Annotated in this window: 16 protein-coding genes, 3 tRNA genes and 2 pseudogenes; 14 read left to right on the forward strand and 7 right to left on the reverse strand. The window is 34.2% G+C overall.

The genetic code is table 11. The features are described from left to right. The first annotated feature begins 62 nt into the window (after positions 1–62). The gene (locus LQV35_RS02850) at positions 63–2,099 is read left to right on the forward strand and encodes an ATP-dependent helicase (RefSeq protein ID WP_230056357.1); all 2,037 of its coding nucleotides are present in this window, start codon (positions 63–65) and stop codon (positions 2,097–2,099) included. A 45-nt stretch (positions 2,100–2,144) separates the two neighbouring features. Here LQV35_RS02850 and LQV35_RS09190 read toward each other — a convergent pair. From LQV35_RS09190 to LQV35_RS02880, 7 genes and pseudogenes are all read right to left on the reverse strand, one after another. Further along, positions 2,145–2,660, reverse strand: a pseudogene (locus tag LQV35_RS09190) (methyl-accepting chemotaxis protein); the annotation flags it as partial. Between the two features lie 342 nt (positions 2,661–3,002). Further along, positions 3,003–3,836, reverse strand: a pseudogene (locus LQV35_RS09195) (cache domain-containing protein); the annotation flags it as partial. A gap of 209 nt (positions 3,837–4,045) precedes the next feature. Then, positions 4,046–4,492 carry a hypothetical protein gene (locus LQV35_RS02860; RefSeq protein WP_230056359.1) on the reverse strand — a complete coding sequence of 149 codons (447 nt, stop codon included), beginning with the start codon at positions 4,490–4,492 and terminating at the stop codon, positions 4,046–4,048. Between the two features lie 592 nt (positions 4,493–5,084). Beyond that, positions 5,085–5,159, reverse strand: a tRNA-Met gene (locus tag LQV35_RS02865). 24 nt (positions 5,160–5,183) lie between these two features. Next, a tRNA-Gln gene (locus tag LQV35_RS02870) sits at positions 5,184–5,258 on the reverse strand. 76 nt (positions 5,259–5,334) lie between these two features. After that, a complete protein-coding gene (locus tag LQV35_RS02875) occupies positions 5,335–7,452 on the reverse strand; it encodes an FtsK/SpoIIIE family DNA translocase (RefSeq protein WP_230056360.1) in 2,118 nt (705 codons plus the stop codon). A 138-nt stretch (positions 7,453–7,590) separates the two neighbouring features. After that, positions 7,591–9,885, reverse strand: coding sequence for a flagellin N-terminal helical domain-containing protein (locus LQV35_RS02880; protein WP_230056361.1), 2,295 nt, complete (start codon positions 9,883–9,885; stop codon positions 7,591–7,593). Positions 9,886–9,993: 108 nt separating this feature from the next. Between LQV35_RS02880 and LQV35_RS02885 the strand changes: the two genes are divergently transcribed. From LQV35_RS02885 to LQV35_RS02945, 13 genes are all read left to right on the forward strand, one after another. After that, positions 9,994–10,725 carry a YaaA family protein gene (locus tag LQV35_RS02885; RefSeq protein WP_230056362.1) on the forward strand — a complete coding sequence of 244 codons (732 nt, stop codon included), beginning with the start codon at positions 9,994–9,996 and terminating at the stop codon, positions 10,723–10,725. Positions 10,726–10,845: 120 nt separating this feature from the next. Then, positions 10,846–11,148 (forward strand): HU family DNA-binding protein, encoded by a 303-nt coding sequence (locus LQV35_RS02890; protein ID WP_230056363.1) that lies wholly within the window; start codon positions 10,846–10,848, stop codon positions 11,146–11,148. Positions 11,149–11,228: 80 nt separating this feature from the next. After that, a tRNA-Leu gene (locus LQV35_RS02895) sits at positions 11,229–11,315 on the forward strand. Positions 11,316–11,509: 194 nt separating this feature from the next. Continuing rightward, positions 11,510–12,739 carry a tyrosine-type recombinase/integrase gene (locus LQV35_RS02900; protein ID WP_230056364.1) on the forward strand — a complete coding sequence of 410 codons (1,230 nt, stop codon included), beginning with the start codon at positions 11,510–11,512 and terminating at the stop codon, positions 12,737–12,739. A 1-nt stretch (position 12,740) separates the two neighbouring features. Then, positions 12,741–12,923 carry a hypothetical protein gene (locus tag LQV35_RS02905; protein WP_230056365.1) on the forward strand — a complete coding sequence of 61 codons (183 nt, stop codon included), beginning with the start codon at positions 12,741–12,743 and terminating at the stop codon, positions 12,921–12,923. 232 nt (positions 12,924–13,155) lie between these two features. Beyond that, the gene (locus LQV35_RS02910) at positions 13,156–13,665 is read left to right on the forward strand and encodes a hypothetical protein (RefSeq protein ID WP_230056366.1); all 510 of its coding nucleotides are present in this window, start codon (positions 13,156–13,158) and stop codon (positions 13,663–13,665) included. 210 nt (positions 13,666–13,875) lie between these two features. Beyond that, entirely contained in the window at positions 13,876–14,238 is a 363-nt protein-coding gene (locus tag LQV35_RS02915; protein WP_230056367.1) for a hypothetical protein, read from the forward strand. After that, positions 14,219–16,711 carry an aminotransferase gene (locus LQV35_RS02920; RefSeq protein WP_230056368.1) on the forward strand — a complete coding sequence of 831 codons (2,493 nt, stop codon included), beginning with the start codon at positions 14,219–14,221 and terminating at the stop codon, positions 16,709–16,711. Before LQV35_RS02915 ends, LQV35_RS02920 begins: the two co-directional genes overlap by 20 nt. Then, positions 16,695–17,087: an AAA family ATPase gene (locus LQV35_RS02925; protein ID WP_230056369.1), complete on the forward strand. Its 393-nt coding sequence runs from the start codon at positions 16,695–16,697 to the stop codon at positions 17,085–17,087. Before LQV35_RS02920 ends, LQV35_RS02925 begins: the two co-directional genes overlap by 17 nt. Before the next feature lie 98 nt (positions 17,088–17,185). Further along, positions 17,186–17,542 (forward strand): AAA family ATPase, encoded by a 357-nt coding sequence (locus tag LQV35_RS02930; RefSeq protein ID WP_230056370.1) that lies wholly within the window; start codon positions 17,186–17,188, stop codon positions 17,540–17,542. Between the two features lie 909 nt (positions 17,543–18,451). Then, positions 18,452–20,302 (forward strand): TonB-copper family protein, encoded by a 1,851-nt coding sequence (locus tag LQV35_RS02935; protein WP_230056371.1) that lies wholly within the window; start codon positions 18,452–18,454, stop codon positions 20,300–20,302. A gap of 19 nt (positions 20,303–20,321) precedes the next feature. Further along, positions 20,322–21,284, forward strand: coding sequence for an ABC transporter substrate-binding protein (locus LQV35_RS02940; protein WP_230056372.1), 963 nt, complete (start codon positions 20,322–20,324; stop codon positions 21,282–21,284). Further along, positions 21,281–22,078, forward strand: coding sequence for an ABC transporter permease (locus LQV35_RS02945; protein ID WP_230056373.1), 798 nt, complete (start codon positions 21,281–21,283; stop codon positions 22,076–22,078). Before LQV35_RS02940 ends, LQV35_RS02945 begins: the two co-directional genes overlap by 4 nt. Positions 22,079–22,086: the final 8 nt, after the last annotated feature.

The following is a 22,086-nucleotide window of genomic DNA, read 5'->3' on the forward strand; positions in this document are numbered from 1 at the left end:
GGGCGGATTATATCAAAATTTATCTGCCTTTTGGTATAATCAAGCCTTTTTTGGAGAAAACTATGCCACTTTCAAAGTTAAATCAAGAGCAATACACTGCCGCAACCGCACCATCAGGACACAATCTAATCATAGCCTCAGCAGGCACAGGCAAAACCAGCACCATTGTTGCCCGTATTGCGCATTTGCTGCACCAAGGCGTAAGTGCGGAAAAAATTTTACTACTTACATTTACAAACAAAGCCGCAAGCGAGATGATAGCTAGGTTGGGACGATACTTTGATAAGAGCGTAACTAGCAAGATAACGGCTGGGACTTTTCACTCTGTGTCTTTTACTTTGCTTAAAGCACTTGGAAAAAATATAATTTTAAAGCAACCAAGTGAGCTTAAAATTTTATTAAAAAGCCTTGTTGAGCGTAGAAAATTTTATCATCTAAGTGATGTAAAACCTTATGGTGGGGCATATTTATACGATGTTTACTCGCTTTATCAAAATACTGAAACTAAGCTTAGCTTTTATGAATACTTTAAACAAAAAAATGATGAACAAGCTGTTTATGCTGAAATTTACGACGATGTTTTGCGTGAGTTTGAGACAGAAAAGGAGAAATTTGGCTATGCTGATTTTAATGATTTGCTCATAAAAATGCGAAATGAATTAAATAGTGGAGCAAATTTAGCTTTTGATGAAATTTTGATTGACGAGTATCAGGATACAAACACTTTACAAGGCTCATTGATTGATGCGTTTAAGACAAAAAGCCTTTTTTGTGTTGGCGACTTTGATCAAAGCATTTATGCGTTTAATGGTGCAAATATCGAGATTATAGGCACCTTTAGCGAGCGTTTTAAGGACGCAAATATCTATGCTTTAAATATCAACTACCGTTCAAGCTCAAGCATATTAGCCCTTGCTAATAAGGTCATAGCAAATAATCCACGCTTATACCCTAAAAACTTAATCGTAAGCCGTGAAGGAGAGTTTAAGCCACCGCGCCTACTAGTTTATAACGAACTAATCGAGCAGTATGAAAATATCGCCGACATTATCTCGCTAAGCCCTTTACCGCGCGAAGATATAGCAGTCATTTTTCGTAATAACTCATCTGCAGATGGCGTTGAGATAGCGCTTCGTGAGCGAGGCATAAGCGCAAAACGCAAGGGTAGTACCAGTTTTTTTGAAAGCAGGGAGATAAAAGCACTTATTGACATCATGGGTATCGTTGTTAATCCGCGTGATATAATGGCGTTTATACATATATTTGAGTATGCAAAAGGTATCGGAAGTGCCGTGGCAAAGGAGCTTTTTGACGCATTGATGAAACTTGGGCATAAGAGTGTGTTGGACGGAATTTTAAATCCAGACACAAGCGTAAATATCTCAAGTAGCCGCGGACGAAATTACCAGCTGGGGCTTTTTGACGATCTTGATGAATTTGGCGATACAGCTAGGTTTTCAAAGTTAGGGTTTAGTCAAAATTTTATCTCACACCCAGCCTTAAAACTTCAAAAACTTAGCGAAAATGGAGCCGAATTTCTATATGAAGCGTATAAGCTTTTTGGCTCACTTTGTACGCTAAAAAGTCCAAATTTGGCTATAAATGAGATAAAAAATAGCAAAATTTATAATTTCATCGTCGATACGCTTGCCACAAAAAGAGCTACGCTTAAAAATGGAAGCGTTGATCCTGCGTTATTTAACGAAGCAAAAGAGCGTATCATACGAAAGGCCAGCTTGCTTGCTGAGATGAGTAAAAATTATAATGATATTAGTAAATTTTATAATTTTTTAACCCTTGGAAGCTCTGAAATGAGTGAAGGGCAGGGTGTAAATTTGCTTAGTGTGCATGCCAGCAAGGGGCTTGAGTTTGGTCTTGTTTTTGTTGTTGATCTGGCACAAAACCGATTTCCAAATTTAAAACTCATGAATATGGGAGGCTCTTTAGATGAGGAGCGAAGGCTCTTTTATGTGGCGGTCACACGGGCAAAAGATGAGCTTTATCTAAGTTATGCAAAATTCGACAAGATAAAAAAAGTAAACTATCTACCAAGCTGCTTTTTAGTAGAAGCTGGTATGGCAAAGCCTGATATGGTTTGATAAAAAAAGATAAAGCCAGAGCCAAAAGCCCTGACTTTTTGTTTTTTAGGTTCTAAATTCGCCAAGTTTGTGATTTAGCGCATCGGTCATTTTGTTTAGGTGCTCTGCTGCTGCGGCAATCTCTTGAACGCTTCTTGCATTTTCAGTTGAAAGAGCGTTAATGTTTGCGATATTTTCCATTATGCCATCAACGCTTTTACCTGTATTTATGAAGTCTTCTGTAGTCTTGTCTGACATGCCGATGGCGCCATTCATAGCATCACCCATGACTCTTATAGTCTCTTCAACATCACTGGCAACTTTGGTTAACTCTTGAATTTGTTTTGAGTTATGAGTCATTTGCTCACTACTATCGCCAATAGCTTGAACGATAACACTAATAGTCGCGTTTATCTCAGTTAGTGAGCTTTGTGTGCGTTCAGCTAGCTTTCTAACCTCATCAGCAACCACGGCAAATCCCCTGCCATGCTCGCCAGCCCTTGCCGCTTCTATGGCAGCATTAAGAGCTAGCAAGTTTGTCTGATCTGCAATATCGTTTATCACATCAAGGACTGATTTTACTTGATCGGCGTCTTTGCTTAGTTGCTCGATCTTAAGTGCCATTTCGCCTTCGATCTGGGCTGAATTCATGATCTGTCCTGATAAATTTTGTATAGCGTGGTTTGCTGTGGCGATGTATTCGCTTGCCTTTTGAAGGTCGCTTTTGCCAACTTTTGCTAGTTCAACAGAATCTGACATAGTTGTTTGCATGTTTGAACACTTTTGAGTGGCAAGAGTTACCATTTCGGTTGACTCTTCAACTCGTTTGCCAGTTTGAAGTGAGGTGGAGCTTAACTCATTTGCGATAGAGCTATTTTCTGATGAGAGACTTTTTGCGTTTGCGATAAGAACCCTTACTTTTTCGATAAAATCATTTATGGCGCTACTAGCTTGTGCTATCTCGTCCTTGCCTTTAACCTCAAGTTTTCTTGTAAGATCACCATCTCCGCTTGATAGGTTTTTAGCCCTTGTGATGAGTTCATCTAGTGGTTTGATGATAGAAAATTTTGAATATAACATCGTTAAAATAAGTGCTATTACGGCTATAACGACAGCTAGTATAATAAACATCATCAAATTTTCAGATGCCATTTTTTCTTGATGTTCTTCGGTCTCCTTGATGAGCTCGTTTAGAGAATTTAATGATGTTGCCATAGCTATAACAAAATCCTCGCCAGCTATCTTAATAGCCTGAGATATGCCTAGTCTTTGAGTGTCTTCTCCATTGCTAGTTACGGTATATTCAACAAATTCATCAAGAGTGCTTGTTCTTATGTACTCTTTAACAAATTTTACACCATGTTTGTCGGCTACTTCAAGTCTGTTTTTGCCATTTAGATCTGGCTGTGTTGGGTGCATAACATAGGTGCCGTCTGGTTTCATGATAAAAGCATAGCCTGTTTTATACTTTCCAAAGACTATGTTTTTGACATATTTAAATATGATATCATTAATGGTAACATCCTTGCCTTCACCATCTTCCATATATGTTTTTTGTATTGCACTAATGAAGTCCGTGTAAATTTTCATCTCATTTACTAAAGCAGTTTTTTGCTTATCCATAAGAGAATTATGCAACTCCTCTTTTGAATGGGTGATCATATCGCCCGAAAATTTGTGATTTAAAGCAACAAGGGCTACTAGCAAAACCGTTAGTGATGCTATAACCATCATAGTCACTTTACCTGATATTTTCATCTTTAACTCCTTTGCTTGAAATTTTGTGTTTATTATTATACATCAAAATACTGAAAAAAAACAAATAATATAAAATTTTTTATGATTTTTTAATTTTTTGTTTAAAATCATAGAGATAATTTGAATGTTGGGCAATTTTAGACATCGATATAATTTTGTTTTTAATGGGAAAAATTTAGCTTTTAAAATATTTTAGTTAAAGTGGGTCTTTAAACTGGTTTCAATGTATCTGGATAAAACCTAACCCTTTCCATAGTAGCTTCAAGCACCTTAGCCGTCCTAGCAGGGGCTGAACCTTGAGCTTGTTTAGCTTTTCTAGTTCTTTTTATGTAATCTGCCCAAGTCTTACCATTATTATTAATACTGCTTTTAGCAAACTCATCAATACTCTTTTGGGTTTGTATAGAAGTTGCTATGAGCTTACAGATATTAGCTATGGTTGTTTTGCTTGAGCTTATACTACTTAAAACTGACTTTATGACAATATAAGCTACCTTATCAAGCTCAAAGCCATCCAAGAAAGTATGTACTGCTCTATCTCTAGCACATTTTGGGCTTGTGCTTTTATAGTCTATTAAAGCTGTGTAGTAAGGGCTTACTAGCTCAAATATAACAACTGCACCTACCTTTGTATCACTAAGTTTGCCATTACTCATAGCATCATTATGCTCACGAGTGAATTTCTCTATACCCTCATTAATGCCCTGTTATTCTAATCTTAGTTGGTCATTAAATCTAGTTTGGTCTATGTCCTTGCTCATCATTAACTCCTTTAGTCTATGTTGGTTTAGAAGTAAAAGATGAGTTAAGAAAGCTTTATAAGTGTATTAAAGGTGTTGTATAAGTAATAGCTATAGCCATCTCTAGCAACACTTTAAGTATCTCTTAGTAATACTTTAACCACTTCTTAGGGCTTGCTTCCCACTCTTTTCTCCTAGAGGGGTAGTTAAATCTCCTTTTTTGCCCTATACTTATTAATAATATTATTAATTTGATTAAGTGGCTAAAAATGAGTGACAAAGCAACTGGCTTAAATAATGCTAGAAATAGACTATTATGTTTTAAGCTGGTTACTTTACGGATTGAAGTTGTTAATGTTGATGTTTGTTAAAGGTTGTTTTAAGTATTAGCTTAACTTGTGCTTGAAGTAGGTGAGCTACTTAAAAGCTCCTCGAATTTAAGGGAGTTAAGGTATACTTAAGTTGGGTTAAGTGTAGTTATAGTATAGCAAAATACGGGGCTTTAAACTGGTTGCAGAGGACGGATTTGAACCGCCGACCTTCGGGTTATGAGCCCGACGAGCTACCACTGCTCTACTCTGCGTCATATTAAATTTGAGCTGAAGTGTGGATGGGGTAAGAGGATTCGAACCTCTGAATGACTGGACCAAAACCAGTTGCCTTACCGCTTGGCGATACCCCAACGCTTTAAAAAAGAAATTGAATTATACAGATTTTTTTATCATTTGTCAAGGAAAAACGGCAAAAAAAGTTAAAAATTATAAAATTTCTCGCTGTCCTTTGGCGTTTAAAGTGCTTAAAACACCCATTCTTTCCATTTGCTCAAGTATATTTGCTGAACGGTTATAACCAACACCAAGACGGCGTTGCAGATATGATATAGATGTTTTTTGCTCGCTTAATACTATCTCTTTTGCCTGCTCATAAAGTTCATCAAGCTCGCCTGCGGCAACCCCTTCGCTATTGCCGCCATCGCTACCATTAGTACCATCTGATAAAAATCTCTCATCATAAACGACTTCTTGCTGTGCTTTTAAAAACTCAACTATATTTTCAATCTCTTTTTCGCTAGCAAAAGGAGCATGAAGTCTGATAATACCAGGGCTTCCTGGAGGAGTAAAGAGCATATCACCACGACCAAGCAGGCTTTCTGCACCCATTTGATCAAGTATGACTTTACTATCAATACGCTGACCTACACGGTAACTTACGCGACTTGGTAAATTTGCTTTAATAAGACCAGTTACGACATCTACGCTTGGGCGTTGGGTGGCTACTATAAGGTGTATGCCAGACGCTCTTGCCATCTGTGCAAGGCGACCTATGTAAAGCTCAACATCTTTGCCGCTTGTCATCATAAGATCAGCTAACTCGTCTATGATAACTACGATGTATGGAAACTGCTCGCCGCCCTCTGATTTCATCTTTTCGTTATAGCTTTCTATATTTTTTACTCTTGCGTGACTCATTATGCTATATCGACGCTCCATCTCAGCAACCATGTTTGAAAGTGCCGTTATGGCTTGTTTTGCCTGAGTTATTACAGGAGTTAATAGATGCGGTATGTCGTTATAGATACTAAATTCTAGCATCTTTGGATCTATCATCATAAGGCGTAAAGTTTGCGGAGAATTTCTGTAAAGCAGGCTTAAAAGCATAGCATTTATGCCCACACTTTTTCCAGAGCCAGTAGTTCCTGCTATTAGTAAATGAGGAAGTTTTTTAAGGTCTGTTATAAATGGCGCACCCACTATATCTTTGCCAAGTGCCATTGTAAGAGGGCTAGCGGCATTTTTAAAGATATCGCTTTCTAAAATTTCTTTTAAGTAAATAGTCTCTGTGTTTTTATTTGGAACTTCTATGCCAACAACATCTTTGCCAGGGATAGGTGCTTGTATACGGATAGTTTGAGCTTTTAGTGCCATAGCTAAGTCATCTTGGAGGGTAAGAATTTTGCTTACTTTTACATCTGGTGCTGGCTTAAACTCAAATGTTGTCACTATAGGCCCTGTGTAAGTCCTAACAACATCGCCGTTTATTTTAAATTTCCTTAGCTTATCAAGTAGGTCTGAAATTTTCTGATCGATTTCGTCTTCGTTTACGCTATTTATGCGCTTTGGCGGATCGGCTAGAAATTTTAGTGATGGTAGTTCAAAGTTTTTTGGTTTTTCAACTTTTCCTTGCTCGATTTGAGATAATAGCTTTTTATTTTCGGCAACTTCGTTTAAAATTTCCACATTATTTTTACGGGAATGGCGTGTTATAGCCGGCTTTTCAAGTTCATCAAGCTCATCTTGTATTGCAAGTTCTTTTATGTTTTCTAAAATTTCAGGCTCGCTTGGAGTTTTTTCAGTCTTTGGTTCTTGTTTTTGTGAAGATTGTTTTGCTTTTTCTGGCTTTAGTGCAGGTTCAGGATTTTGTCTTTGTAAAGGTTGTAACTCTTGTGTTGTTTGAGTATCGGCTTGAGTGATAGGAGGTATCTTTATTGTTGCATTTGGATCAACATAGGCTTTTTTTATTAGAGATAAAACACCCTCTTTAAAAACCATACTTATAGACAGGACAAAAAGTCCCATAATAATGATAAAAGTGCCTAGCTTTCCAATAACTTCGTTTAGAGCATCGTTTATAAATTTACCAATAATTCCATCAAAAGGAGCATCAAACAAAAATGCTTCAAGCATTAAAAGTGCTATCCCCAGCAAAAAGCTACCAACTCCAAGCTGTGCTAGATCGATATTAAAGTTTATAAAATTCTTATATAAAAAGTAGGCTAGGGCGATTAGTAAAAATGGATAAATGTATGATAAAAGCCCAAAAAGCGAGAGATTTAGAGTGCCTAAAAACTGACCAAAGCTACCAACAAAGTCAGCCATTGGCAGATATGTACAAAGTGCAAAATAGATTAAAATACAAGTTGATATGATAAAAATAGTTTGTCGTAAAATGGCTAATCCTTTAAAATTTAAAAGCTCTATTATATCAACAGAGCTTTTAAAAACGCCTAAAATGGCTTACATATAATTTAGTAGGCTTAGCTGGTTTATCTTTGAAGTAGCTTGTAGCATCGCTTGATAGCTCATCATCTTTTGGGTTAAATTTAAATAAGCTTGTCCAACATCTGTATCTATGATGTCGCTTTTAACACTTGCGATATTTACGCTCATTATACTTGAGCGCTCGTTTGTGCTAGTAAGTAAATTTGTGTAAGAACCTATCTTTACGGACTCTTTGCTAACATGATCCATAATGTGATCAAGTCTTTTTATTGCACCCTGTATGCCTGTATTTCTTGGGTTGTTACTATCAGCATCTGCGCGCAAATTTCCTTTTTTTACAGCTTGTATCATCTGATCTAAGTCTTTAAAAAGATCTATGCCAGGCTCATCTATTGTTAGAGCGTTGTTTTGCATAAAGTTAAAAACAGAGCCTTCGCCCTGTTTTGTTGCCGCTGTTTGACCTGTGCTATCACCATAAAATTTACCACTTTCATTTGCGTCATACATGGCAATTTCTATCTTTGTTACGGCATTTTGTTTGTCTGTTAAGACGATTTGTCCTTTGTGATTTAAATTTACTTCAGCCATACCTCTTGACTGATCTATGGCTTTCATATATGCATCGTAGTTGGCTTTTCTCTGAGCTTCGGTTATTGATGTGCTTTCTGCGTGGGGAGGCGTTGGTATGCTATCAGTTGCTGCCATACCTATGATATCCATAAGTTGTCTATATGTAAAGTCATCAGTTTGTGTTCTTTGCTCTTTTTGTATGCCGTTTGGCTCAGCATGATAGACAGCTAAATTTCTTGTAGTACCACCAAAAATGGCATTGCCATTAACATCAGTTCCTTTGATGCTAAATGAAACCGGAGATGAAGGATCTTTTGTGCCTAGCTTAACTTCGATTTGGTACTTTGTTCCAGCCCTTGACTTTACTTCAAGTCCTATCACTTGACCGTCTATGTTATATTTATCTTCGCTTCCAGCATAAAGCTGTTTTGTGTTAACCACTTCACTAAGGCGTGTAGCATCTGTTGCATACTCTCCTGTGGTTCGGTTTAGCTGTGTAATATTTGCGGTTAGTTTGTTATCCTTGCGCTCAAGCTTTACTTTATCAAAGTCAAAGCTATTTACTGTTTCGTCGCCACTATCTTTATAGTTGTTTTTGGTAAAATCTGTTATATAAATTTTACCAGCTTTTGCTGCAGTTTCTAGGTCAGCTAGTGTTGTTACTGATGCTGCAGATGTGTGTCCTGGGGCAGATAGTGCCGCTAAGCCTTCTTTATTATCTGCTTGCTCTGTTGCTGCTACAAGGTGAAAATTTAGGACTTGACTGCCCTTAGTAAGGTCTTTTATCTCTATTTGTCCGCTATTGTTTAAACTTACATCAACGACCTTTGATTTGTCTGTGTTGCCAAACTCTATACCTATCTTATCAAGGACTGAACGCATACTGGCATCATGAGTCATATTAAATTTACTCGTAAAGCTAGTTCCGTCGGGTTTTACTCCTTGCATATAAAAGAAAGTGTCTGGGAATTTTACTTTTGTGCTATCTAAAAAGTCAAAGTCATGCTCTATGCTGCCCTTGTAGTTTTTAAGACCGTCGTTATTAGCCGAGGCTATACTATCTTTTGCGTAGTTTAAGCCTATTAAATTTCTTAGTTTGCTCTCTTCGGTAATGTATTTTTTCTCGCCGTCTATATCTGGACTTGTTTTATCGGTCAGTAAGACATTTGTTGTTAGTATTTTGTTATAGTCATTGTCTCTGCCTTGAAAAATATCAAAACCATTTATATTGTAAGGTATCTCAATACCGCTTCCGCCGACTGTTTTCATTGACTCAGCATTGCCATTATATGTCCCGTCAGCACTTATAGGTTTTGTATCGACTGCCGAACCAGAGAATAAAAACTGACCATTTACAGATGAGTTGGCGATATTCATAAGATGGTTTTTAATGCCTTGAAGGTCATTTGCTAGAGCCTCAAGAGATGTTACACTGTGAACATCGCTGGCTGCACGGATAAGCTTTGTTTTAAAGTTATCAAGCTGTTTGCTAAACTCAAGCATTTGCTTATCGCTATTTTTTGAGAAATTTTGAGACTTTGAGGTTGCCTCTTTTATCTGCTCAAGTGTAGTAATCTCATAATCAAGCCTCATGCCATCATTATAAATAGCCGCACTTTCGTAAGAATTTTGTATCTTTGTTCCGCTTGAAATTTGTAGGTTGTATTTATTAACATTTGCCATACCTTGCTGATAGTTGCGCATAGTTTGGGCGTATTGAAGTTGATTTGTTATTCTCATTTTTATATCCTAAATTTTTATTGCATAAAAGCAAATTTCATTCCTTTAGCCCTATATCGGTAAAAAATCAAAAAAATTTATACTATAATCACAAAAAAAGGAGAAAAAATGAAAATTTTATTTTCGCCAAGTGAAGCTAAAAGCACCCAAAGTGGTGATGTGTCGGTAAAAAAAGAAAATTTTATATTTCCTGAGCTTTATGAAAAACGATCTTTTGTTTTAAATATTTATGATGATTTTGTAAAAAATGCCTCTAAGGATGAGCTTTGTAGGCTTTTTGGACTTAAAGAAATTTCACAAGGGCTTCGTGAAAGTATCTTTTCAAAAGGGTGCATAAAGGCTATTTTACGCTATAGCGGTGTGGCTTATGCTCATCTTGGATATGAGAAATTAAGCCAAAAGGCTCGTACATATATAGATGAAAATACCCTGATATTTTCAAATCTCTTTGGTGTTGTACTAGCAAGTGATCTTTTGCCAGAGTATAAACTAAAGCAAGGACAAAAGATAGATGGATTAAATATTGAGAAGTTTTATAAGCAAAATTTCTCATTTGCTGTTGATGAGTTTTTAAAAGATGAAGTGGTTGTTGATTTGAGGGCTGAGTTTTATGAGAAATTTTATGAGCTAAAGCAAGAGTTTTATACATATAAATTTATAAAAAATGGTAAGATAGTAAGCCATTATGCTAAGGCTTATCGGGGTAAAATTTTACGAGAATTAGCAAAAAATGGTGTAAAAAGCAAAAATGAGCTAATGGCTATGAAATTTGATGAAATTTCACTTGTTGATATAAAAAAGATAGGGTATAAAAATGAACTTTTGTTTGAAATTTGCTAAAAATAGGGCAAATTTGCAAAGAAATTTGTAAATTTTGTGAATTTTAGGGGCAAAGCTATTGTTTTTTTTTGAAAAAGAGTGTAAAATAGGCACTGTAACACTTCAAACAAAGGATAGTTCATGAAAAAAGCTGAATTCATTCAAGCTGTTGCCGATAAGGCTGGTCTTTCTAAAAAAGATTCTCTAAAAGCAGTTGATGCTGCTCTTGAGACAATCTCTGCTGCTCTTGTTAAAGGCGATAGCATAAGCTTTATCGGTTTTGGTACATTTAGTACTGCTGACAGAGCTGCTAGAAAAGCTCGCGTTCCTGGAACAAAGAAAGTTATCGATGTACCAGCTAGCAAAGCTGTAAAATTTAAAGTTGGTAAAAAACTTAAAGAAGTTGTAGCTGCTGGTAGCAAAAAAGCTACTAAGAAGAAGTAATTTCTTGCTCGGAAGCCACTTGGCTTCCAGCTTTTTAATCTGCTTTTTATAAAATTTTGATACAATAACAAACTTCAAAAGCCTGAGTGGTGAAACTGGTAGACGCGCCAGACTCAAAATCTGGTAAGGGCAACCTTGTGTCGGTTCGAGTCCGACCTCGGGCACCATACCCTAGATATATAATACACAATATAAACTCTTAGAACTACGTTCACAGGATCCTTTCAAGTTATTTTTACTATCAATATGTCTTAAAAATCGATAATATCGACATAATAATAAGACATATTTTTTGACATAAATTTGAATAGATAGCATTCTTTTTATAACAGGTATAATTATTTCAAAAAGGAGATTAATTATGTTTGATTTTAAAAAGATGAGGAACTGGATAGACAGTCAAAGAAATACAAAAGAAATACCTACAAGGATTAAGATACCAGATTCTCCTAGATGGAGATTAGAAATCTCTCCTAAACAAAAAAAGACTATTAAATTATATACCAATATAGACAATAAGGTTAATTATATATCAATAGGGGAATATCCTATTGATTCGTTTGAGTCTATGTTAAAAGAAACTCAAAGACTTCAAGATACTATCAGAGAGGGCAAGAAGCCTATTCCTAGAAAAATTTTCAAAGATGTATGGAATAATTTTATAGACAACTATGTCAATAAGAATTTAAAGCTCAAAAGTAATACAATTAAAGGATATAAAAATAGAGCTAATAAATATATACTTAATACAAATATAGCCAATAAGGCTATTGGAGATATTACCCTTGATGATTTAAAAAGAAATATATTTAATCCAAATGAAAATAAACCAGCTACCAATTATAAATTATACTCAATACTCTTGAATTGTTTTAAATATGCTAAAAAATATGGACATATTGAAAATAATATATTAGCTAACTTTGATTTCTCTGAGGAGTATGAATTACCTAGTAGAAAAACTAGCAAACATCACCCAAAATTGATAAATGAAAAAGATTTAGCAGAATTCCTAAAAAATATTATGAATTTAGAAATTCTAAATAATAGGAGAAAGATACTTGTTTTATTAACCCTAGAAACTGCTATGCGTAGCATGAATATTTTTGACCTTAGATGGAGAGATATCAATCTAAATGATAAAACTATAACCATAACTAAAAATAGAATGAAAGGAGAATTAAGGACAGAAAAATCAAGACAAGATTTTATTCTTCCTCTATCTGACACTATGACTGAAATATTAAGTATTTTGAAAGATAAAGAGAAAGGCAATGATAAGGTTTTTACCAATGTATCAGATCAGAAAATCAATAATTTACTGAAAAAAATTTCTGGAATAACAAAGCATGGACTAAGAGGAACATTTAAAACCTTTTGTATGAAGAATCTAAAAAATCACAATATACATAATATTTTTATTGAACTCTATATGTATCATCAGCCAGCAAAGAATGAGGTGGAAGCCGCTTATATGGAATTGAGTTATAAAGATAAAGATATACAGAAAGAACTGAGAGTATTAGCTAATTGGTGGGATAAATATCTAATAAGTTTATATGATTTTAAATCTATTTTAATAGGAGAATAAAATGTCAAGAAATAAAAACATCATAAAACAACTAGAAAGTTACAGAAGAGAGGAACAATTAAATAAGATAAAGAAAGCCTGCATAGATAGTCTTTTTCCTAACAATGCAACACAAAAAGAGTGTATTTGCGTATGTGAGAAACAATTTAATATAAAAATATCACATAAGAAAATTAATATCTGATTTTGTGAATATATAGACAAAAAGTTTAAAAAAGTAAAAGAGGGTTGCATATCTTCTTATTTTTATCAATACAAAAATTTAGAAGATGTAGAAAAATGTTTAGAGAAATAGGAGGGTTTAACTCGTAATAGTAAAGATTTTCCAACAAAGGCTACACTTATAAGATGGGTTGAAGAATGGCATAAAAATAAACCGAAAGAGGAAAAACCTATATACAAACAAGGAGATTATAATGGCAATAATATCAAATAGCGATCATATATCAGAAGCTAGCAATGCTGTATTAGCACTAGAAAACAATATAGCCCAAGGCAAAGAGTTGATTATACAAAGTAAAGATATTGTAACTTTAATCAATAATGCTTTATCTAATATGAAATATGAAACTAAAAAGAGTTCTGAAATAATAGATTCAAAAATTCAAGAGATACTTAATGTCAATAATACAATAGACAAAAATATGCAACATCAACTGAAACGAGTAGATAGCTTGATTAAAAAATTACATTCTGGTTTTTTCTTTTTTGGATTTAAAACAATAGCCTTAGTATTTGTTTTGGCTTTATCTTTTTGGGGTTATTCACTCTTAGAAAATAAAAAAATAAAAGAGCTAGAAGAAGAGCTTGCTAATACCCAAAAATTATTAGATGATTTTCGTAGTTTTATTATATATACCTATGGAAATGACAAAAAGGCTAAGAATGCTTATAGCATGTGGAAAGAAAAAAATACCAATAGGTAAAAAAATTTTTGTCAAATGGTGTTATATGAATAATACAATAGCGATTAGTAATATAGTATATAAGAGATTAGCAAGACACATTAGTGTGGGAACACTTCGTTTTTCCCAACTAATAATCTTGCTCTTGCAGAGAGCTGGTTGTGAGATTTATTTTTTACAAAAAATAACTATCTCACTAAAAATTTTTTTACATAAATAAGGAGGCTTATTATGAAAAAAAATAATAAGGATTGTGAGCTAAAAATTAGAATAACTTCTGAGCTAAAACAGAAGTTATATAATCAAAGCTCACAGGTAAATATGACAATGTCTGAGGCAGTAACTTACCTTATTGAAAATGGAGAAATAAGGATTGTAGAGTCTAACAATATTGATCCTATTATAGTATCAAATCTTGCTAGAACTTTTAGTAATATTAACCAAATAGCCAAGGCTGTTAATATAGCTCAAAAACAAGGGAATATAAGTTTGAATGATATACAAAATACCCAAGAAGCTCTTTATAAAAATGAAAGACTACTTGCAGGCATAATCAAATATTTAAAGGAATCAAATGATAACTCAGATAACTAAGGGAACTGGTGGCATAGGCGATTATCTAAAAACTGGAAAGAAAAAAGATTCTAGGCTTACAAGAGATGAGAAAGATGATAGAGTTGTATTTACTGGAAATCTTGAGTTAATAGAAGATTCTATAAACAGACAACAATCAAATAGTAAAAAAGGCAAGGATAAAGAGGCATATTATCATATCTCTTTGTCTTTTACTGATGATGAATGGCAAAGGCTATATGATAAAGGGGAGATTAATAATCTCATAGAGGATTATTTAAGGCTAACCTTTCCCAACCATAATCTAAGCGAGTTATTATACTATGCAGAGGCACATTTGCCAATTATAAAAGAAGAGCCATTTATACCAAGAGCCCAAACCAACGAAAACAATAAAAGGCTTAATGCAGCTCATATCAATTCAGAACCATTACAAAGAAAACCACATATTCATTTAATAGTTAGTCTTGAAAATTTGGAATACACAGCAGAGATAAGAAGCGGTGGTCTAATTTACAATAAAAATAAAGCAGTTATGGCTAAGGCAGTAGAAAAGTTTAAAAGAGTAGTTAATGATATATTATCAAATAAATATGAACTAAATAATATTAATCCAATAGGGTTATCAGAAGACAAGCTAAAAACCCAATGGGAAAACTTTCAAAAAGCAGCACAAAAAGTTTCCAAAGGAAAAGAGAGGAATAATAAAATGGAAGAAAATTCAAATTTACAAATTTTAGATTCAAAGCCAAGTGAAGACCCAGATATAAAAGATCTGCTTAGTGATAGTATATGTTCTACAATAGACAACCTATTAAAAACAGTAGAACAAAATGCCGAAATAAAAGCATCTTATTATGACAGAGGCAAGAAGTTTAATGGTTTAGATATGTCAGATTTTTTATCTATCATAAATGAAAAATATAAAATCAATGCTGAATTAACAGATAAAGGAAAGGCAAAAGTCAAAGGCTTTACTGGAAGTTTTAATCTAACAGACCTAATGTGTAAGGTTGTTTATAATGGAAGAAAAGGTGCTTTTTTTCATGTAGTTAATGAGCTGGAACAAATATACAATACAATACAAGCCTACAAAAAAGAGGCAAAAATAACACTAAGTGTAACAGATGACTTCAAAGAGTTAAAAGGTTCAACAAGTCAAAAGCCAAAATATCAAGCTCTAAATAACTGGAAAACCATTCAGGTAGAGCCATATAATATAGATAATGTTTTAAAGTCATATTCTGCTATTTCAATGGCTGAATTTGCTAATGGCAAGAGAGAGGCATCTAATATAAAGAGTATAATACCTACACTAATATATGATATAGATAATACAGAATATAAAGAGGGTAGAAGCAATCATCAATTTAGTATAGAAAACGCTATTTCAATGCTACAAAGCAAAGGAATACAAGGTTATATCTATCCCTCTGCTTCTCATCTATTAGACAAAAAGACTGAAAAATTTAGATTAATAATACCAACTACCAAAGCTCCAAAAATTAAAGAATATAAAAACTATATCCAAGATATTACAAAAGAATTAGGGTTAAATAGTATAGTAGATAAGGTTAGCAATAGCCCTTCTCAATTATATTATACACCAAAGAGTGGAGTCTCAATTATAAATATAAAAGGAAATGTTTTAAATAATGAAAAAGTACTTAAAGATGCTAGCATAAAATCTGAAATTGATAATTTAGATACTAATACATTAAATAAATCCCTAGATAGTGTTAGAGGTCATGAGTTTAAAAACGATCCAAAGGATACAATAGATAAATCTCAGTTCCTAACAAGAGTAAGCTATACTGCCATATCAAAACAAATACCTATCAAAGATATAATGGAATATTTTGACGAAACTACAACAATACAAAGGTGCCAAGGACATCAGATACTACACAATAAAAATGGGAGACATTTGTATTTGCCAGAAGAGAATACAGCCTTTTTGTTTAAAGAGAATAAACACTATACCCCTTATGTATATATGACTGAAAAATTTCAAGAGGCATACGAAGCTATAAAAAATGATAATCTTAAAGCAAGTATATTAAATAAGCTAAAAATAAAACCCGAAGATAAAACTAAATTTTTAGAGGAAGTACAAACAAATAATCCAAATCTGTATTCAAAGACAATATTTAAAATAGATGCTTTAACAAAGTATTGGGACAAGATAACAAAAATTAATTATGTAGGCATGGTTCATAACATTAAAAAATTTATGAAAAATTGGAATGATGAAAAGGGACTAATAGAACTTAAAAGCCACTATAAATTATTAGATGCAAAGGTGTATGGTTCATCAATAAAACTAGGATATATCTATATAGATAAAAATGAGCTATATGCAAACGGATTACCAAAAGATTTTGGTTCAAAGGAAGAGATATTAGAACAAAAGCTGGTAAAAGAGTCTAATCCAAAAATAAAAACAGAAAACAAAATAACTAATAAAGGAGCAAGTCATGAGTTTGGAATATAAAAAACAAATAGGGGCTAAGAGTTTAAAGAAGCCCCAAATAAACAAGCAGTTGGATTATAGCATAAATAATCTCAATAAGTCAAATATTAATTATGGCTGGGATAATATACTGGAAAGGGCTACAACATATGATGAAATAGCAAATGCAAAAGTTAGATGGATACTACCTGACAGAATAGCTTTTAGTACAATAGTAATGCTCTTTGCCGAAGCCGGAACTGGTAAGAGTTTAGTAAGTACCCATCTAGCCTATTATCTACTAGATAACAAAAGAGAAACTGGGGTTAAAAATGTTATCTATTTAGATTTTGATAATGGTATGGCTACTCTTAATGACAGAAATATACAAAGAATAATAGGGAGAAAAAAGCATTAAAGTATATATCCTATAACTCTGATAAGAATAAAAATTTAGACCCTATCAAAGCATTGGACTATTTTTTTTTAAATCAGAATAATAAAAAGTCAAAAGAAATGAAAACTAGATTAAAAAACTCTGTTATCTTTATTGACTCTATTAGAGATATAGCCGAAAGAGATATGATAGATGATTTCTATGTCAAGCAATTAATGCAAAAACTCAAAGATCTAAGAGATACTTATCAATGTTGTATTATCTTTCTGAATCATATGCCTAAGGGTTCAAAGACTTATTCAGGGGCAGCATCATTTAAAAACTCAATTGATACTACTTATTTTGTAGAAAGAAAATCTGATATTAAAGAAAGAGAGAATGTATTTTATCATCTTGAAACAGAAAAAGCCCGTATTGGTGGTAATTCTATGGATATATATCTCAATCCAAAAGAATTAAAGGTAAATATTATATAGTTAATAAAATATTAATCTGAAACTTAAACTAAACAAAAAGTGGGGTTTTTTTACAAAAAGTGGGGGTATTTTACAAAAAATCAATATATCAAAACTCTGGAACCCCCAATAATAGGACATCTTTACTAGGGGGGTAAGGGACAAGTTTAACAAGTCCAGAAATATATATTTACTTATAAATATATTTATTTAAATTTTATTTATAAATATATATTTATTTATTTAAAATGCAAAGAAGACCACATCGTAGTCTTCTTTGCCGTAATTCTTATGTATGGAGAGTGTGGGGTTAATTATGCCACGACGTGGCATGTGTAAGCCAAAAGCAACCGGGCCCTACCCACTTGTGGTGTAGGGCGGTTGCTGTCTTAATTCTAAAAGATAACCATACGTAACGAAGTGAAGCTCATAGATGACCCATATTCTAACTAGAAATAGTTAGCCATGGCACAACTCACAGACATACCTATTACTATATTATAAATTAATATGGATTGATTTTTAACATATTTTTGGATAGAATACCAAATATAGTTTAAAAAGAATACTGATTATATAGTTATTCTAAGTGGTTTTTGCATGTTATGACTTCAGGCACCATATTCTAAAAACATACGCACATACTAAGTACTTAATCTATCTCATAATATATCTCAAAAATAGACAATAAATTTTGTTTTTGGTGTAAATTTAAAAATATAGTTTTTGTATCTGATATCATGAGTATAAAAATACAGGTTGATTATGTTTAGTCTAAAATTATTAAAATATCATTTGAGTAAATTTTGCTTTTTAATAAAATAACTTATACATATTAAATATATTTAATTTTCTTGATACTAATCAAGATAGATTTTGTATTTTAATGATATAATTTATCATTTTCAAAATAAATATAAAAGGAAAATGATGAGAAAATTTTTACTCTCAAGCTTGGCTTTGGTTTCACTATTTGGAGGTGAAAATATCGCTTCAGGAGGCGTTATAAAGCCTATTAAAGAATTTGCACCACCTCCGCCCATAACGCCAAACATAGCACAAGGCACGATGCCAACAAACCAGTTTGACCACACAGATAGAAGCAAGTACTACTTTGTTACAAATAAGCTTGATGATAGCATGGATAAATTTCATCTAAGTTCAGGTATGTACGGTAGCAGTTTTTATGGCTCGGCTCTTTATAGATACCGTGGCTACAACTTCTATACCATCTTAAATACACACTACACAAAAGCTAATGACTACAAAGACGGAAGCGGTAAAAAGGCTGGTTTTGGATATAAAAGGCATGGGCAAAATTTTATAATCGGCTACTTGCCAAATGATACTAGTGAGCTCCGTGCAACTCTTGTTCATGACCGTATCGATGATGATAAGCAGCCACAGCACAAAATGGATGCTTTAAAAACCGATCGTTATGTTGCAAAATTTGATGCTAGAATCGGAGATGAAGCACTTGGTAATATGCTAAATTTAGAATTTATCTACCGTGATGTAAAGCGCGAAGCCAACAATCATTTGAGAAATATCCCTCAAAAGGCAAGCGTTGAGCTTTCAAGAAAGGTGGTGGATTTTGGTATAAAACACGACTTTGATCTTGGCAATTTTCATAATACTGCTGGTTTTAAGATCTCTCGTGATCGCCACGAAGGCAAGCGATATACAAAACAAGGAGCTAACTTTTTTCACTCTGGTAATCGCTTTCCGCGCGTAGATGCAAATAACTATCAAATTTTTGATACATTAAGCTATAAATTTAATGAGTTTCATAAGCTTTCACTAGGGCTTGAATATATTTATAATAGCGCACAGACAAAGAGCTTTGAAGAGAAATTTAAGATGGGCAATGCACAAAATACGACAAAAGGCTTATGGAAATATATATACAAAAAAGACTTTGATGGAAAGATAAGGCACGAGGGGCTTGGTGGTGCGATAAAGTATGAATTTACACCAAATGAAAAGGATAAATACGCCATTGCCTTTGAAAGTCTTTACCGAGTTGCCGATAATATGGAGCGCTTTAACGCACTTTATGGACCGCAAGATGATGGCTGGATATCAAATCCATTCTTAAAACCAGAAAGACATAACCGCATAAAGGCTGATTTTAAATTTGCAAGTGAAGCCTACAGAAGCTATCTAAACTCAATGCAGGGCGAAAATTCTTTTATGATTGATGGTTACTTTATAGCTGATGATGTGCAGGATTTGATAATTTATGATCGTTTTCATTCAAAAAGTAATAGCAACATGAATAAAAACGCAGTCATTACGCGTAATGTTGACGCAAAGCTCTTTTTGGCAAGCCTAGGTGCGCAGGTAAATTTTGCTAGAAATTTTGGCTCAAAACTTAGTTTGTTTTATAGCTATGCAGAAAATACAACTGATGATAGAGCACTTTATCAAATGCGACCATTTGAGCTAAACTGGCAACTTGACTATCGTAATTACGCTAGCTTTGGCAGTTATGGTCTTGGCACAAATTTGCGTTATGTAGCAAAGCAAACTCGTGGCGACTGGGATAAGACAACTGGGCTTGGCATAGATAAAAAAGATGCGGCAAAAGGCTTTAGTGCGCTTGATATTTATGGTAGTGTTGAGTTTAAAAATAGGGTTGGCATGCGACTTGGTGTAAATAATGTTTTTGATAAAAATTATGCTAAGTTTATAAGTGGGGCACATGTGGGTGCATTAGATCCAAGTGTTGTAAGTGCTCCAGGTAGGCAGTTTTGGTTTAGTTTTCATGCAAGTTTTTAAGTTAAGATAAGGAGAAAATATGAAAAGAAGAAATTTTTTAGGATTAGGTGCTGCCCTTGGAGCGAGCGCGGTTGCTCCAAGTTTGTTTGCAAAAGAGAGCTTTTTAATGTGGGGTGCGCCAGCTATACCTAGTGTTATCATGGCTGTTGCAAGCATGCAGGGTGAACTTTCAAAGACTTATGATACAAGTCTTAAAATTTGGAAAAGTCCTGATCAGCTTCGGGCTGGTGTTGCAAATGGTACTATGAAAGTTACGATGGCACCTAGTAATGTCGGTGCAAATTTAGCAGCACAGGGGCTAAATTTTGGGATGTTAAATATACTTACAAACGGTCTTTTAAATGTTTTGGCAAAAGATGATAGTGTGAGAAATTTTGAAGATCTGGCTGGCAAAAAGATCATTATGCCATTTAAAAATGATATGCCAGATATTGTATTTCAGGCACTTTGCGCAAAGCGTGGCATGGACTTTTCAAAACTAAATGTAACCTACTCTCAAACTCCGCCAGAGGCTATTGCGATGTTTTTGCAAAAGGATTTTGATGTAGTTTTAAGCATTGAACCGATGAGCTCAGCAGCTATATTGCGCGGTAAGAGGATGGGGGTTGATGTTGTTCGTGCTTTAGAACTTCCAAAAATTTGGGGCGAAAGTTTTAATACTAAGCCTATTATCCCGCAAGCTGGTATCATCGTAGATACTAAATTTTATAACTCAAACATGAAGCTGTTTGATACTCTTCACGGCGATCTTACAAATGCGCTTAGCTGGATCATGCAAAATAAACAAAGTGCCGCAGAGATTGGTGCAAACTACCTTCCTGCACCAGTGCCCGCGCTTGTTAGTAGCTTTGAGCGTTCAAATTTAAGTGTAACAAAAGCAAGTGAGATAGGTAATGAAATTTTGGCATTTTTTGAGATTATATTTAAGCTTAATCCAAAACTTCTAGGCGGTAAAATGCCCGATAAGAGCCTATTTTTATGATACTTGTTGATGGTGTAAAGATAGAGCGCAAGGGGGTTTGGCGAGTTGCTGATTATTTTATTGGCGGACTTAGTGGGCTTGGGATTATATGCCTAGCGATCGCACTTTGGCAGCTTGGGAGTGAAATCTTTGGTGAGTTTTTGCTACCAAGCCCAAAGGTGGTTTTTGTAAAAGTTTATGAGATTATACAAGAGTATGATAAGCATGATATACCTATCACACTCTTTCGCACTACGGTGGGGATAGGAATTTCATGTGCTGTTGGCATTACTCTGGGACTTGTTGCAGGCTCATACCGTAGCTTTGCTGCATTTTTAAAGCCATTTATAACGATGTTGCTCTCTATGCCACCTATCATCTGGGTGGTTTTGGCGCTTTTTTGGTTTAGCTTTGGTAATGTTAGTACTATTTTTACTATCATTATAACAAGTATCCCGCTTACTTTTGCAAGTTCTATGATAGGCATGATGAGTGTAAATGAGCAACTTAGCGAATTTTTTGATGCTCATAGGCTGGGGCTTAGGTGTAAAATTCGCCACCTTTATCTTCCGCACCTAACAAGCTACATTATAAGCTCATTAAGCGTAGCTGTGGGTATGGGTGTAAAGATAGTCATTATGGCTGAGCTACTTGGTGCAACAGATGGAGTTGGCTCAAAGATAGCAGACGCACGCGTTATGCTAGATACGCCAACCGTTATGGCTTATGTGGTTTTAACGATAGCCGTTGTAATGCTTTTTGAGTATCTTATCATAGAGCCTTTAAAAATTTTACTCATGCCGTGGCGGCGCTAGGAGGCTAG

This window comes from Campylobacter suis (genome assembly GCF_905120475.1).
In the GTDB taxonomy this organism is placed as follows: Bacteria; Campylobacterota; Campylobacteria; order Campylobacterales; family Campylobacteraceae; genus Campylobacter_A; species Campylobacter_A suis.